Below are 13,891 nucleotides of genomic sequence, written 5' to 3' on the forward strand. Positions count from 1 at the left end.
TTCCCAAATGCGTTTAACCGCTATGGGATAGAGAGGTGCGTAGTTCACCCAAGGAGAATCAATCTCTCGAAGTAAAAGTGAAGGGAATTTCTGAAATGGAATTCAGTCTGTCTATATTTGACTATACTTTTACTAACTATCACTGCGGATACAGCTTTGCGTCTGTCACGATATTTTGGTAACAGTCCTCAGTTTTGGCTGAATCTTCAAACAGACTACGATCTCCGTCAAGCTCAGGCAAAGAATGCCGAAGTTTATAACCACATTCCCATCACTCCATTTACAGATGTAGCTTAGGGTCCTAATTTTATCTGGGAGGGGGGACGGGATTAGTGGGGACGGTGGGACTGGGAGAAGCGGCAGGAATGGGGGGATTTTCGGGTTTACGGACTTGGGGGACGGGTAACAGATAGAAAAGTAGGGCGCAAGCGACAAGACTGCCTAATCCTGCCAAAAAAGGTACTGTTCGACTGGCCACCGATTCATTAACCTTATGGTAGCGACGGGAAACTGGCTGTAATTTCAGGGTTAGGTCGGGTAAAGTGCGAGTATCGGCAAAAAATTGGTCAATCGCTTCTATTAAATCGAATAACTGCACGGTACTGATTTCTATCTTGACCGGACTTTCCGGGATATTCAAGTCCGTTGATGGATACCAGACCAGACGATGGAGATTATGGTCCATCTTTTCTAGGTACACATGATCTGGTTCATGGACGGGGTCTTGGGGATGACGAACACCACTCAAAAATTCTTGGGCATACTGACTGACCGCTTGTACTAAATTTTCCAAGAAAACCCGACCACCTTGCAGGACTTTATTGGCCCCGATTAACCGACATTCTACGTTAGTCAAAATTGAGAGTAAAGGTCGGCTATCACCGGGGTTAGCTGGGGCGAAATCATCGCCGAAACCATCGAGAATCAGGGTACAATTGGGCAAGCTATACTGTCTTCTCATTTTTACACGATCTCCCCATCAAATAAACTAATCCAAAACCGCTGCATTCCCGTCGTACCAGTACAAAATAATAACTGATCGAGGAGGGATAAAGCCAGTTCATTTAAAGCATTTTCATCGGCTAGATAAACCGATACTTTGGCCCGGCGGGGGTTCATGCGACTGCGAAAATTGGAGCGAAATCTTTCTAGGTATTCTGATAAAAGAAAATTATTATCCACGGGTAAACCCTTTGATTCCATCTGTTGCCGCGCTAACAGTAATTGTCGGATGGATATAGCTAGAGGTTTGGCCCGATAACTGGCAATGATAACTAAAGCTTTTGCTTGGTCAAGGGTGAGACGGTCGAGGGTGTAGGAAATTCGCCATGGATTAGTACAGCGTAAGCGCCAGAAAATAATCCGGTTTTTAACAATTTTATCGAGTCCTAGTTCTTTACAGAGGGCTAACAGGGCCTCCCCGGCACCGACTTCTAAGGATTCCAACGCTAATAGCATTAAATCGATATGCTGTTGGAGATGTAGGGCGCATTGCTGACTGGCAATCGGAAAATCGGGTAAAACGCTTAAAATAACTGGTTTTTCTGGGGCTGATGCTGTAGATTCGGGCGTTAGGCTAGTAGAGGTCATGATATAGGAGAACTAAAACACAAGGGCGATCGAGTCAGGGTATTGTAAATTGTATTGTATAGATAGCTGTCCCCCATTTTACGAGACACGGAAACCGAATGGATCTGAAATCATTGATTCGCGATATTCCCGACTTTCCCAAACCGGGTATTGTCTTCCGCGATATTACTACCCTACTCAATCATCCCCAAGGATTACGTTACACGATCGATACCCTAACGGCAAAGTGTCGCGATTCCGGTTTATCCCCCGATTACATTGTCGGTATGGAATCCAGGGGTTTTCTCTTTGGTGTTCCTTTAGCATACCAATTAGAAGCGGGATTTATTCCCGTCCGGAAACCGGGCAAATTACCCGCCGCCGTTCATAGTATCGAGTATGATTTGGAATACGGAAGCGATAGCCTCGAAATTCATCAAGACGCGGTGGCTGCCCATCATAAAGTCTTAATTGTCGATGATTTGATCGCGACGGGAGGGACGGCGAAAGCGACGGCCGATTTATTAGAAAAAATTGGTTGCGAGGTGTTAGGATTTGCTTTTATCATCGAGTTAATCGACCTCGGTGGTCGGGGAAAATTACCCGATTTACCGATTATTACCCTCATCGATTATTAGGTTTTTTTTAAGTACCTAAGCAGAATTAATTACACATTTCGCTAACACTCTGGCAAGAGTGCCTATCTCAAAAATGGCAATTAATTCTGCACGACTATTTATCTCCTGACTCCTGAATTGGAGTCCCCACTAGGAAATTAACTTGGCACGATTACTTATGACGGCGACTGATGATAATTATAAGGATGCAACCGCTCGATCGAGTGCTAATGGGTTACAATCTCTCCTAACTAGCGAAACTTTTTTATATATTGTCAAGCGTGTTCTCCAGGGTTTATTAACTCTGTTGTTGGCCTCGGCTTTGAGTTTCGCTATTATCCAATTAACCCCCGGCGGTTTTCTGGCTTTGCTTGACCTTAATCCCAAGATTAGTCAGGAAACTAAAGAACAATATATTGCCCTTTTTGGTTTAAAAGACCCGCCGATTGTCCAGTATTTTAAATGGTTATGGCAAGTGGTAACTCAGTTTAATTTTGGTCTGAGTTTTACCTATTTTCGTCCCGTGTCTTCCCTATTATTAGAGAGAATTCCAGCGACGTTATTAATGTCTTTGACTTCCATCATTTTAACCTGGGCGATTGCGATTCCCTTGGGCATTCTCAGCGCCGTCAAACAAAACCAATTTATCGATAAATTTTTCCGAGTTATCAGTTATGTTGGTCAAGGTTTCCCCAGTTTTATCACTGCCCTTTTACTGCTAATTCTCGCCCAAAATGTCTCGCCGCTTTTACCGGTGGGTGATATGACCAGTATTAACTATTCGGAATATTCCCCTATCGGTAAAGTTTTAGATATCGCTTGGCACATGATTTTACCAACTATTGCCCTGACAGTTACCAGTTTTGCCGGATTACAAAGATTGATGCGGGGACAATTATTAGATGTTCTTCGACAGGATTATATTCAAACCGCGAGGGCGAAAGGTTTACCAGAAAATAAAGTTATCTATGTCCACGCTTTACGCAATGCTATTAATCCCCTGATAACTCTTTTGGGCTTTGAATTTTCCAGTTTGTTAAGTGGGGCATTTATCGCCGAATTTTTCTTTAACTGGCCCGGATTAGGTCGTTTAATTCTGCAAGCTGTGACGGCTAAAGATTTATATTTAGTTATGGGCAGTTTAATGATGGGTGCTACTATGTTGATTATCGGTAATCTCCTGGCTGATTTACTTCTCAAAGCTGTAGATCCTAGAATTAAATTGGAGGATTTAAAGTAGGGGAAATGGGGAAATGGGGAAATTCAACTAAAACCCCAAAACCCTAAAACCCTAAAACCCCAAAACCCTAAAACCCAACCCCCAACCCCTAACCCCCAACCCCTTTTTTCCTTTTCACTTTTTACTTAACAAACTATGTTAGCAACTACACATTATTTACTCAGGTCAAAACAAGACGGACAATACCTAGTGGCGCGTCTGAGAAAAGGTGAAAGCGAAACTCCGGCCAGTTATCTGCTTCTGTTTAAAGAATCCTACGATGCTTTAAGTTATATCAATACCCATGCTCAGGATTTAGCCAATAATTTTTCAGTGGAAACTCTCTCAGGAACACAATTAAAGGGACTGATGCAGCGATGGGGATTTGCAGGAATTGGTTTAGTTAGTGAACCGTTGGAACCACAGGTACAGTTTTTAGCCTACGAAAAAGGATTTAATCTCTAAACTATGAAAAAGCTGTTAATCACTGGAGTTAGTGGGTTTTTAGGTTGGCATATTTACCAAAAAACTCGCTCATCCTGGGCAAGTTTTGGTACATATTTTAATCACAATGTCAATAGTAATGACCCAAATTTAATTAAAATTAACTTAACAGACTTAGCCGCAGTTAAAGAACTTTTTCAACAGATTAAACCCGACGCGGTAATTCATGCGGCTGCCCAATCAAAACCGAATCTCTGTCAAGAATTTCCCCAAGCATCCGAGGCAATTAATCTGACAGCTTCTCTAGAAATTGCCCGTTTGTGTAGTCAATATCAAATACCGCTAGTTTTTACCTCTACCGATTTAGTTTTTGATGGTAAAAATGCCCCCTATTCCGAAAATGATCCGGTTTCTCCCGTGAGTATCTATGGTGAGCAAAAAGTAGCGGCAGAAAAGGATATTTTAGCAATATATCCTCGGGCGGCTATTTGTCGAATGCCTTTGATGTTTGGTTCCCCTTCTCCCACCGCTAATAGTTTTCTCCAACCCTTTTTAAAAACCCTCCAAGAGGGAAAAGAATTATCTCTATTTACTGATGAATATCGTACTGCTGTTGGGGTTAATAGTGCGGTGAATGGTTTACTTTTAGCTCTAGAAAAAGTGCAAGGTATTATTCATCTAGGGGGTAAAGAAAGAGTTTCTCGTTATCAATTTGGTTTACTAATGGCGGCAGTTTTTAACATTACTAGGAAACAAATAAAACCCTGTTTACAGTCCGATGTTCCCATGATTGCGCCGCGTCCGCAGGATGTTTCTCTTGATAGTTCTCTCGCTTTTTCTTTGGGTTATCAACCATTAAGTATTAAAACCGAATTAGAGGCAATTAGAGATGAAATTATCTGAACAAAAGCGAACTATATTAATTATCTTGCTCCTTTTTTTTACCGCTATTCTCATGACCAATTATTTTGAGGTAGGGATGACAGGAGTGTTGGCTTTTTGGGTTGCTTATCTTTCTAAAGGATTGCGAAAAGTTAAGTAAAAAAATATTTTTTTCAATCAACAATCTCAAATTCTATTGACTGCTCTTGGGCAAAATTATAGGTAAAATGATCGATAATATTAGTATCGCTCAATTCGAGATTATAAAAATCGATCGCTGGTTGATCAAAAAGTGGGCCAGCGTGCCAAGTTCCCACCTCTAATTTAATAAAACAGTCCCCGGGGATGCGAAAAACCTTTAATTTTTCTAAATCCGGTTGAGTCTGAGGACTAGGGGGGGCCACTCCTAAAAACCACTCTTGTCCCCCCAAAGAACCAAGACATTGGGTACATTGACTATGACGAGTAATTCGCTTAAATTTACGTCCGCGAGTCTGTAAACGCATAATATAAAAGCGTGGCACACCGTTTTTTAAATGCAGTTGTGCATCGCTTTCATCAAATATTTTCCCGTCATGACTAGGGGTTATTAATTGACCGTAGGGACGGAAACTCTCGGCGGTAATTAGTTGCGATGCCAGGGGACGAACGGTAATCGAATTACTCATAAAAATTACTGCTGACTAACAGTTATAGCTGTACCATCTCGGAGAGAAAGAATATTATTAACGGCAATTCTTTCCCCGGCATTTACTCCAGAAATAACCTGATAAGCTTGCCCTTGAATTGTGCCGACTTGAATTGGTTTTTGTCTTACCACTAAACGCTCCTCGGCATTTTCTTGACCTTCTTTAGCCTTTTCTTTTTCGGCCACAAAAACAAAATTTTGCGCCCCGATGCTAGTCACTGCCGTGGTGGGGATTAATACCCCCGGTTTTTGATCCCAAATTACCCGCGCCCGCACATATTGATTATTGCGAAGACTGCCATCATTAGTAAAGGAAAATTTCACTAAAACCGATTGGGTAGCTTGGGAAACGGTGGGGGAAATAAAAGTTACTTGACCGCGAACCCCCGCACTGCCATCAGGATTAATAATTTCCACGGGCAACCCGACACGCAGACGCGGTTGTAATTCCACGGGAATCTGCACATTTAGTTCCAAAGTTTTATTGTTAGTCAACGAGGTTAATTCTTCACCTAGGGAGATAATATCGCCGACCTTTCTTTGATTAAAATCGCCGACAAAACCAGCAATCGGGGCGGTAATGGTGTTAAAAACTAAATTCTGACGCGTCGCCCCTAATTGCCCCTCAGTGCTGGCTACCGCCGCTTGACGACTGTTCACCGTTGCCGCTGCCGCCGCCACCTGTTGCTGTGACGCTAATTCGTTTTGAATGGCGATATTTAATGCTTCTTTGTTTGCCTGTAGGGTAGCTCTAGCCGCCGTCACCTGTTGACGGGCCGCATCACGATTTTTAGACTGGGACTCTACTTCCGCCCTGGCGGCCTGAATGTCGCGGCGGCGATCATCTAAGTCCTGTTGGGGCTGTGCCCCTTGTTTGACCAGAAATTCGGCTCTTTTTAGGTTTTTTTCCGCTAAATCTAAATTAGCTCTCGCTCTCTGTAAATCAGCTTCGGCGGCGCTCAAGGTGGCGATCTGACTTTTAACATTAGCTTCGGCATTGGCCACATTTGCCCGATTCTGGGCAATTTGGGCTTTATTTGCCCTCGCTTGCGCTTGTCTTTGCCTTAAATCCGCCTCAGACGCATTGAGGTTCGCTTTGGCCGAATTTACCTGGCCGATGCCGGCGTTTACCTGTTGCTGTTGTTGTTCGGGATCCAATTCGGCGATTTTTTGTCCCTGAGTTACCTGATCGCCAGATTTAACGAAAATAGACCGAATCCGACCAGTAATCTGGGGGGAGACGCTAACACGCTGTTGGGCGATCAAAGTACCCACAAATTCGCTACTTTGCACTAATTTGTCGGTGCCGAGGGTTTGCAGTTTGACGGGAACAGCCGCCGGTCCTGTGGCCTGGGGGGTTTGGGGGGCGCAACCAGCTACAATTAGGGAAACGGCGATCGACGAACCGATCGCTGTCGATACGTTAACGGATCGTTTAATCATTGTTAAATTTGGGGGTTTTTGGCAGAAAAAGTGCTAGTAAATCGGAAAAAGAAGAGGAGGATGAGGAGAGAAGCTTTTCCTTAAATTTTACTCTACAGAATTGATCGCCGTGATCACTGTTTGCTTTGCCCTAAGCTAACAATATTACAGGTAACTAATCTTTGGGCGAGGGTGGTGTATTCTAGGCGACCACCGGCGATCTGGTATTCGTCCCGGGGCGCCGGCAGATGACCGACGGGAGCATTGAGGGTATAGTTAAGATTTTCTTTAAAAATAATCCAATCACCATCTTTACGCCAACCGATTCGATCGCCAAAAGTTTGAAAATTTTCGATCGCCACTAAGCGGCCCGGTCGATTACCCGTCTCGATAAAAATGCGAAATTGGGTACTGAAACTAAAACGACCCCCGGAAGCTTCTTTCCAGAGTTGATCCATCTTTTGCAGATCCCAACAGGCCAATTTTTGCAGGTCTTCCATGGTAAACCAGCCCTGTAATTCCCGTCCGGTTGCTTTCAGGATTAAATTGCGGGTTTCATCGTTAGCTTGTCGCCAATTTTGTTGAGCGAGGAAATTTTTCAGGCGAGTGTAATTAATGCCCGTGGTCGGTGATACCATTTCCCCAGAGGTGGCAGTCTGGGCAACGATCGCCGGCAAGGGATTGAGAAATAAAGCGATCGCAAGAGTGATCTGACACAAGGAAAAATTAATTCTCATAAACCCTATTTATTAACCTGATGCAAAGAAATCCTACAATAGCATAGACGAAATTTGCCGTTTTTACCGCCTCCTTAACTCCTATGGCTTTCACTTGGATCCGACACCACATTTTGGGATTGCAAGACTGGCAACCGGAAGAATACCAAACCCTGCTACAAACGGCCTCTAGTTTTCGTGAAGTTCTTTCCCGACGTACCAAGAAAGTGCCGGCCCTACAAGGTCAAGTGGTGACAAATCTTTTTTTTGAACCTTCCACCCGCACCCGTAGTAGTTTTGAACTAGCGGCCAAACGTCTCTCGGCCGATGTTCTTAATTTTGCCCCGGGTAGTTCCAGTTTGACTAAGGGGGAAACGATTCTCGATACCGCTTTAACCTATGTGGCCATGGGTACGGATATCTTTGTCATCCGACATCAACAGTCGGGAGTTCCCGATTTAATTGCCGCAGAAATGGATCGTTTGCAGTCGGGGGTCAGTATTCTTAATGCTGGGGACGGTCAACACGAACACCCCTCCCAGGGACTTTTAGACCTGTTTACGATCTGTTGTCTGTTAGACGAAGACAATCCCCGTTTAGAACTGTTAGAGGGTAAAAAAATCGCTATTGTTGGGGATATACTCCATTCTCGTGTCGCTCGTTCCAATATCTGGAGTTTAACCACGGCTGGGGCAGAAGTACATTTGTCCGCACCCCCCACCCTACTGCCGAAATATTTTGGGGAATTGTGCGATCGCCTATTTCTCCACTGGGATTTAGAACCAGCTTTAGAAAAGGCCGATTTTGTGATGACCCTGCGACTGCAAAAAGAACGAATGACTGCCAATCTTTTGCCCAGTTTACGGGAATATCATCAAAGTTTTGGCATTACTCGTCCTCGTTTGCAATCCTGTCAACCGGGGGTGAAGGTACTTCATCCCGGTCCTGTGAATCGGGGAGTGGAAATTAGTTCCGATTTAATGGACGATCCCGATTTTAGTCTGATTTCCCAACAAGTTACCAGTGGTGTCGCTGTCAGAATGGCTTTGTTATACCTGATCGGTAATCTTCGCGGCGACCGGTAAAAGCTTCTCAGGGATTTGCTCTTTTAGTCTGGTTTCATTGAAACAATCCTAAAGTTTCTATCAAGGTAAATATCATACTTTCTTCCTCCGTCACACACAGCATCTTCTGCTTCAAATAGGTTAGTCTCAACATCAAATTTCATCGCTCTAGGATTCCTACAACCCTGTTTTAGCAAAGCATCAGTCAACCGTGATTTTTCTTCTGCGGTCAAAGCTCGATAATCACTACTATTAGCTTGACCTGCATAGATTGACATTCCCATAATACTAAGGGATAGTAAGCTTATTATCGATTTGGTCTTCATTTTTTCAACTTCCTGAATACAATAAAAACATCATTGCAAGGGTTTTAGACCCAAGTTTTCGGTAATTAGTTCGGCACGATTACCGACGAACTATATCTTAGGGGAAGCATACCTAGATTGCAATAAGTATAAATACTCAAGCTATCCCTGGGGCTTTTCTAGAAACTTTGACCGATACCGAATTCCGTTCTCAAGGGAAGGGTATAATTAAACTAAGAAATCAACATTTTCAGCTAAAGCCATGCAATTAGCCTTAGAACAAATTATCGTCAATCCCGGTCAACAGTTACTTTTAAAAGAGCTTAACTGGCAAAAATTTGAGACAATATTATCAGAATTAGGAGAAAGTCGTGCTTCTCGGTTATCCTACAGTAACGGAATATTAGAAATTATGGTACCTTTACCCGAACATGAAAAAGATAAAGAAATCATTAGTTATATGGTTCAGTTTTTGTTAGAAGTACTCAATATTGATTTTGAACCGTTAGGATCAACAACATTTAAAAACGAGCGGATGAATCAAGCGGTTGAACCTGATGCCTGTTTTTATATTAAAAACTATCAAGCCGTTATTGGCAAAAATAGACTTAATTTAGAAAGTGATCCCCCCCCTGATTTAGTCCTAGAAATTGATATTACTTCCCGTACCTATTTAGATAATTATCGACAGTTAGGTGTTCCCGAACTGTGGCGTTATACTCAAAGTGGCCTACAGATTAATTTATTACAAGAAGGAGAATATATTGAGTCTTTAAGCAGTCCCAATTTTCCTCAGATTCCGATTATTGAATTAATTAATCAATTTGTTAAACAAAGTCAACAACTGGGGAGAAGTGAAGCCATCAGAAACTTTAAAAATTGGCTGACGGAAAATATAGATAATAGTTGAAAATCCTAACATTTTTGACTTAGATAAATTTGTCCGTCGAGAGTTGTATAAACTTCTTGCGGTTCAATGATTCAGTTTGTTACTAGAATCTAGTTCACAAAAATAGATTAGATCATTGTTTTGAGCAGGGGATTTTTTAACCTCAGTGGGTGTGGATAAATCAGACAGGACAGAGGTTACAGCCGTTGGTGCTAGTTCTGAAAGTACCATGGTTATTCATTCCTCGTAGTTCGATTTTTACTTTGATAATTAATCAATTCACCGAGGCCGATTAAAATTCTAGAAACTAGCAGAATGAGAGCCTCTTGATTAAGAAAATATCCCGTAGAGGCTGTTAAAAAGTTACTGTTTTCTTGTCAGTTAAATTTTGTTAAGATAATGCCCAAAAACTACAATTTATGGTAGGAAAAGAGGTAAGTCGAAACCGAGTTTGATTTTTGCTTACTCTAAATCAGAAAGGGCATTGGGCAAGATTAGCTAACTATCCCTTTTTTGCCTCTTCCAGGTCATGATAATGCTGATAAGCGCCGATTTCGGGGTTAAAGGGGGCGATTTCTTCAGTTACAGTTAATCCCAAACCTTCTAACATTGCTTGTAGGACAGAATCGGGGGCCAGACGGAGGTAATCGGGGTTAATTTCTAAGGCCACATGACGATTACCGAGGTGATAGGCAGCTTTGAGGAGTAAATCGGTTGAAGGGGCGGTAATAGTGATAACTGGTTCTGGTTTAGCAATAATTTGAATAATTTCGCCGTTTTCCCCCCGCAGGAAATCGCGATCCTGTAGAATTGTGCCGCGGGGTAAACGAAAACAGAGGGAAAAACCTTCGGGACTGTCGAGACGATAACGGCTGCGAGTGCGTTCTTCGGCCGTAAGTAGAAGGCTAAAAACTACCGTTTCTGGGGGAGGTGGACTAGCGGTATGACGGGGGGGTAAGCGCTCGGTAAAAGTTAACATGGTAGTAGTCAATGGGAAAAAACATTCTTAATTGTAGCCCTGACTCCAGCTTGACCCGAAAAACTGAGGAACTTTTTCTATTTATTCTCCCGTTGCAGACGAATCATCTCATTTTGCACCCGTCGTCTCAAGTTATCATCGGTACGAATCCGGTTAGTAATGGCGTTAAATTGAGCTGCGGTGAAGCCATTATCTTTGACAATCTTTTTTGAGTTATTACAATAATCTACGGCAATTCTTTGGGCATCAGCTGGAAGATTATTAAAGCTTTCCCGTTGGTTACAGGTAATTGCCGGGGGACTTTTCCGTAAAATTCGCGAAATTTCCTGATAAGCTTGTTTTCTTTGGGTTTCGATCGACAAAACTGCTTTGGCATAACGTTTGATTTGGTCAGCCGTAAAATCTTGAGTATAAGCGGAAGACTGAAAACTAACCACCTCCGTCGTCCAAGAAAATTCGGGAATCAGACCGCCAAGAATGGCGATTACTGCCAAAAAAGTCACAATAAAAGAACGTCTTAAGCTTTGACCTAGATCGGCTAGGGGATAGCAGTAAATCACCATGCGAGTTTGTCGCTGAATAGATAATGATAGCAAACTTTCCAGTTAAATCCTGCTTTTTTGAATATTTTTAACGATCATAAGTTCCAATTCTAGCCAATATCTCCTGGTCCCGAACTTAATTTTTGGGCAGAAATTGCTTTGGTAAACTTTTTTAACGTTTCTAGGGGCAAAATTAGTCAAAAATCTTTGAGAGAACCGATGAACGATTTTTGGGAAGTTAGGATACCTATCGCTTTTAGAGAATATTTATCGGCAATTTAGCCCCCTAATCTCTTTTTATTAGCTTATATCGCTGTTAATCTCTCGCTTATTCCCTTTTGTGTCTCCCTGTGGCGAGGAATCAGGAGGAAATCTAGATAAATTAAAGGTTTCAGCGATTCCGATCAAGACAATTCCCGCTTAGAATAATGCAGTGGAATATATAGCCAATGAGGATTTGAGGCATTATTTAGTGATCTCGATCCTGGCGAGTCCTCAACAGGGGAACCATAAACTACTGACAACCACCCTAAACTCAGAAAAACCGCAAAAAAAGGAGTTAGCGCATGAATAAAGGTGAATTAATCGATCAAATCGCTCTCAAAGCCTCTGTGACCAAAAAACAAGCAGATGCTGTTCTCACTGCCGCCATCGAAACCATTATCGAAGCGGTTTCTGAGGGGGACAAAGTAACCCTAGTAGGATTCGGTTCCTTCGAGGCCCGGGAACGTCAGGCCAGGGAAGGACGCAACCCGAAAACCGGCGATAAGATGGAGATTCCGGCCACTCGCGTCCCGGCTTTCTCGGCGGGTAAACTGTTTAAAGACAGAGTGGCCCCAGATAAGGAAGAATTAGGGCTGGCTGAATAAATCTAAAAACCTTGTTGGATAAGACTTTTAGACTTTTTTCCCATCAAAGAGTGCCTTAGCCCGGGGTGATCGGGGGGAAAATTCAGGGACTTTTTCCCTGAAAATTAGGTAGTTGACCACCTGAAAATAGGTAAAACCCTACACCCCACACCCCACACCCCACACCCTGCCCCCAGGGAAAACTTTTTGCCGCAAACCCTAATTACTGTTGAGCTTCGTTCGCTGTAAGTCTTTTGCCTAGACCTAAACATGGTGGTAATCTTGACTGGGCGGCCGCCATTGCCGGCTGTCCAGTTTCCTCTATTCTCGATTTTTCTGCCAGTATCAACCCCCTCGGTCCGCCAGAAAGCGCCCTAACCGCTATTAAAAGCCATTTAACCAGTCTGACTCGTTATCCTGACCCCGCGTATTGGCAGTTGCGTTCTGCCCTCGGCCAATGGCACAATATCGGGCCAGATTGGATTCTCCCCGGCAATGGTGCGGCTGAGTTATTAACCTGGGCCGGTCGGGAATTAGCATCATTTGATAGTGTTTATGTACTAACACCCGCTTTTAATGATTACGAACGGGCTTTAAAAAGTTTTGGAGGGAAAATCTGCAAACATTCCCTAGATTTAACCAGTTTAAAGCCGGTTAATCCCGAAAAACAAGGCTTATTACTCAATAATCCCCACAATCCCACGGGGAAACTCTGGACGGTGGCGGCCATTCGTCCCTATCTATCGCAATTTGGTTTGGTGGTAGTGGATGAAGCTTTTATGGATTTTTTACCCCCGCAACAACAGGAGAGTTTAATATCTCTGTTGCCGGAATATCCCAATCTCGTGATTGTGCGTTCCCTAACTAAATTTTACAGTCTCCCCGGTTTACGTCTAGGATACGTCCTCGCCCATCCCGATCGCCTGTTACAATGGCAAAGATGGCGCGATCCTTGGTCGGTGAATAATTTGGCCGTGGTTGCCGCTATTGCGGGAATTGAAGATAGGGATTTTCAACAACAAACTTGGGATTGGTTAACGGCAGCCCGCAAGGATTTATGGCAGGGATTAGCTAATTTTCCGCAATTACAGCCCCAAACCAGTGCCGCTAACTTCCTCTTAGTACAATCTCAATCTTCCTGTTTACCCCTACAGGAAGCTTTATTAAAATATCATCGAATTTTCATCCGCGATTGTCTCAGTTTCCCCGAATTGGGCAGCAATTATTTTCGGGTAGCTGTCCGTTTACCGGCAGAAAATCAACGATTATTATCGGCTTTAGAGAGTATTTTAGCCGCGTCTGATAATTAGGGTTTGCGGCAAAAAGTTTGTTGGTGGGGTAAGGATTCAGGAGACAGGAGACAGGAGACAGCTATCAGGGAACGGATTTAGTATCAGACTAAATCTGATTATTAAAAACTGATTATTGATTCCCCCTATTGCCCCTTGCCTCTCCTTATACTAAATCCGGTTATTAAAAACTGATTATTGATTCCCCCTATTGCCTATTGCTTTTTGCCTCTCCTGATACGTAGCCTATACTCAACGGATTTAGTATCATATCATATTTAGGGCTTGCTGAAAAAGTACGGGCGAAGCATTCGGATAGAAAATCTACGGTTTCACCGATAGGTTATTGCCCGAATGCTTCGCCCCTACAGGACGCGGGCCGATGAAGACGCAAGGTTTTGAAGCACGATTCTCTCAA

Annotated in this window: 17 protein-coding genes and 1 pseudogene; 10 read left to right on the forward strand and 8 right to left on the reverse strand. The window is 43.1% G+C overall.

Features of this window, described 5'->3' with window-relative positions; all coding sequences use genetic code 11:
- Positions 1-135: 135 nt before the first annotated feature.
- Positions 136-297: pseudogene (locus IM322_RS18520) on the forward strand (HigA family addiction module antitoxin); the annotation flags it as partial.
- Positions 298-307: 10 nt separating this feature from the next.
- Here IM322_RS18520 and IM322_RS18525 read toward each other — a convergent pair.
- Positions 308-961, reverse strand: coding sequence for a DUF4335 domain-containing protein (locus IM322_RS18525; protein ID WP_287675456.1), 654 nt, complete (start codon positions 959-961; stop codon positions 308-310).
- 2 nt (positions 962-963) lie between these two features.
- Positions 964-1,590: a DUF3038 domain-containing protein gene (locus IM322_RS18530; RefSeq protein ID WP_002799452.1), complete on the reverse strand. Its 627-nt coding sequence runs from the start codon at positions 1,588-1,590 to the stop codon at positions 964-966.
- 98 nt (positions 1,591-1,688) lie between these two features.
- Here IM322_RS18530 and IM322_RS18535 point away from each other — a divergent pair, with 98 nt between their 5' ends.
- The 5 genes from IM322_RS18535 (at position 1,689) to IM322_RS18555 (ending at position 4,891) form a co-directional block, all read left to right on the forward strand.
- Positions 1,689-2,207 (forward strand): adenine phosphoribosyltransferase, encoded by a 519-nt coding sequence (locus tag IM322_RS18535; RefSeq protein WP_287675455.1) that lies wholly within the window; start codon positions 1,689-1,691, stop codon positions 2,205-2,207.
- A gap of 157 nt (positions 2,208-2,364) precedes the next feature.
- Entirely contained in the window at positions 2,365-3,426 is a 1,062-nt protein-coding gene (locus IM322_RS18540) for an ABC transporter permease (RefSeq protein WP_287675454.1), read from the forward strand.
- A gap of 135 nt (positions 3,427-3,561) precedes the next feature.
- A complete protein-coding gene (locus tag IM322_RS18545) occupies positions 3,562-3,870 on the forward strand; it encodes a hypothetical protein (protein WP_002737657.1) in 309 nt (102 codons plus the stop codon).
- A gap of 3 nt (positions 3,871-3,873) precedes the next feature.
- Positions 3,874-4,752, forward strand: coding sequence for an SDR family oxidoreductase (locus tag IM322_RS18550; RefSeq protein ID WP_287675453.1), 879 nt, complete (start codon positions 3,874-3,876; stop codon positions 4,750-4,752).
- Positions 4,739-4,891 (forward strand): hypothetical protein, encoded by a 153-nt coding sequence (locus IM322_RS18555; RefSeq protein WP_287675452.1) that lies wholly within the window; start codon positions 4,739-4,741, stop codon positions 4,889-4,891. The genes IM322_RS18550 and IM322_RS18555 overlap by 14 nt, the downstream gene beginning before the upstream one ends.
- Before the next feature lie 13 nt (positions 4,892-4,904).
- Here IM322_RS18555 and IM322_RS18560 read toward each other — a convergent pair whose 3' ends face one another.
- The 3 genes from IM322_RS18560 to IM322_RS18570 form a co-directional block, all read right to left on the reverse strand.
- Complete coding sequence (locus tag IM322_RS18560) at positions 4,905-5,399, reverse strand: ureidoglycolate lyase (protein WP_287076165.1); 495 nt, start codon at positions 5,397-5,399, stop codon at positions 4,905-4,907.
- Positions 5,400-5,404: 5 nt separating this feature from the next.
- Complete coding sequence (locus tag IM322_RS18565; protein WP_287675451.1) at positions 5,405-6,862, reverse strand: efflux RND transporter periplasmic adaptor subunit; 1,458 nt, start codon at positions 6,860-6,862, stop codon at positions 5,405-5,407.
- A 113-nt stretch (positions 6,863-6,975) separates the two neighbouring features.
- A complete protein-coding gene (locus IM322_RS18570; protein ID WP_286826246.1) occupies positions 6,976-7,578 on the reverse strand; it encodes a GUN4 domain-containing protein in 603 nt (200 codons plus the stop codon).
- A gap of 83 nt (positions 7,579-7,661) precedes the next feature.
- Between IM322_RS18570 and IM322_RS18575 the strand changes: the two genes are divergently transcribed.
- A complete protein-coding gene (locus tag IM322_RS18575; RefSeq protein ID WP_287675450.1) occupies positions 7,662-8,642 on the forward strand; it encodes an aspartate carbamoyltransferase catalytic subunit in 981 nt (326 codons plus the stop codon).
- A gap of 23 nt (positions 8,643-8,665) precedes the next feature.
- Here IM322_RS18575 and IM322_RS18580 read toward each other — a convergent pair whose 3' ends face one another.
- On the reverse strand, positions 8,666-8,947 hold the full coding sequence (locus IM322_RS18580; RefSeq protein WP_287675449.1) for a hypothetical protein: 282 nt from the start codon (positions 8,945-8,947) through the stop codon (positions 8,666-8,668).
- Between the two features lie 241 nt (positions 8,948-9,188).
- Between IM322_RS18580 and IM322_RS18585 the strand changes: the two genes are divergently transcribed.
- Entirely contained in the window at positions 9,189-9,836 is a 648-nt protein-coding gene (locus tag IM322_RS18585; RefSeq protein WP_002759554.1) for a Uma2 family endonuclease, read from the forward strand.
- Between the two features lie 481 nt (positions 9,837-10,317).
- Here IM322_RS18585 and ureE read toward each other — a convergent pair whose 3' ends face one another.
- Both ureE and IM322_RS18595 read right to left on the reverse strand, forming a co-directional pair.
- Positions 10,318-10,794: an urease accessory protein UreE gene (gene ureE / locus IM322_RS18590; protein ID WP_079207696.1), complete on the reverse strand. Its 477-nt coding sequence runs from the start codon at positions 10,792-10,794 to the stop codon at positions 10,318-10,320.
- Positions 10,795-10,871: 77 nt separating this feature from the next.
- Positions 10,872-11,357 (reverse strand): DUF4168 domain-containing protein, encoded by a 486-nt coding sequence (locus tag IM322_RS18595; RefSeq protein ID WP_287675457.1) that lies wholly within the window; start codon positions 11,355-11,357, stop codon positions 10,872-10,874.
- 545 nt (positions 11,358-11,902) lie between these two features.
- On the opposite strand from IM322_RS18595, the gene hbs reads away from it, so the two are divergent.
- Both hbs and cobD read left to right on the forward strand, forming a co-directional pair.
- Positions 11,903-12,205: a non-specific DNA-binding protein Hbs gene (hbs, locus tag IM322_RS18600; protein ID WP_002778840.1), complete on the forward strand. Its 303-nt coding sequence runs from the start codon at positions 11,903-11,905 to the stop codon at positions 12,203-12,205.
- Positions 12,206-12,438: 233 nt separating this feature from the next.
- A complete protein-coding gene (cobD, locus tag IM322_RS18605; RefSeq protein ID WP_287675448.1) occupies positions 12,439-13,494 on the forward strand; it encodes a threonine-phosphate decarboxylase CobD in 1,056 nt (351 codons plus the stop codon).
- Positions 13,495-13,891 lie beyond the last annotated feature (397 nt).

Origin of the sequence: Microcystis sp. M109S1 (genome assembly GCF_020247025.1) — a bacterium.
Taxonomy (GTDB): Bacteria; Cyanobacteriota; Cyanobacteriia; order Cyanobacteriales; family Microcystaceae; genus Microcystis.

Bases quoted from the DNA above. Each gene is read 5' to 3' on its own strand.
- IM322_RS18525 (WP_287675456.1), bottom strand. From the start codon at position 961: ATGAGAAGACAGTATAGCTTGCCCAATTGTACCCTGATTCTCGATGGT.
- IM322_RS18530 (WP_002799452.1), bottom strand. From the start codon at position 1,590: ATGACCTCTACTAGCCTAACGCCCGAATCTACAGCATCAGCCCCAGAA.
- IM322_RS18535 (WP_287675455.1), top strand. From the start codon at position 1,689: ATGGATCTGAAATCATTGATTCGCGATATTCCCGACTTTCCCAAACCG.
- IM322_RS18540 (WP_287675454.1), top strand. From the start codon at position 2,365: ATGACGGCGACTGATGATAATTATAAGGATGCAACCGCTCGATCGAGT.
- IM322_RS18545 (WP_002737657.1), top strand. From the start codon at position 3,562: ATGTTAGCAACTACACATTATTTACTCAGGTCAAAACAAGACGGACAA.
- IM322_RS18550 (WP_287675453.1), top strand. From the start codon at position 3,874: ATGAAAAAGCTGTTAATCACTGGAGTTAGTGGGTTTTTAGGTTGGCAT.
- IM322_RS18555 (WP_287675452.1), top strand. From the start codon at position 4,739: ATGAAATTATCTGAACAAAAGCGAACTATATTAATTATCTTGCTCCTT.
- IM322_RS18560 (WP_287076165.1), bottom strand. From the start codon at position 5,399: ATGAGTAATTCGATTACCGTTCGTCCCCTGGCATCGCAACTAATTACC.
- IM322_RS18565 (WP_287675451.1), bottom strand. From the start codon at position 6,862: ATGATTAAACGATCCGTTAACGTATCGACAGCGATCGGTTCGTCGATC.
- IM322_RS18570 (WP_286826246.1), bottom strand. From the start codon at position 7,578: ATGAGAATTAATTTTTCCTTGTGTCAGATCACTCTTGCGATCGCTTTA.
- IM322_RS18575 (WP_287675450.1), top strand. From the start codon at position 7,662: ATGGCTTTCACTTGGATCCGACACCACATTTTGGGATTGCAAGACTGG.
- IM322_RS18580 (WP_287675449.1), bottom strand. From the start codon at position 8,947: ATGAAGACCAAATCGATAATAAGCTTACTATCCCTTAGTATTATGGGA.
- IM322_RS18585 (WP_002759554.1), top strand. From the start codon at position 9,189: ATGCAATTAGCCTTAGAACAAATTATCGTCAATCCCGGTCAACAGTTA.
- ureE (WP_079207696.1), bottom strand. From the start codon at position 10,794: ATGTTAACTTTTACCGAGCGCTTACCCCCCCGTCATACCGCTAGTCCA.
- IM322_RS18595 (WP_287675457.1), bottom strand. From the start codon at position 11,357: ATGGTGATTTACTGCTATCCCCTAGCCGATCTAGGTCAAAGCTTAAGA.
- hbs (WP_002778840.1), top strand. From the start codon at position 11,903: ATGAATAAAGGTGAATTAATCGATCAAATCGCTCTCAAAGCCTCTGTG.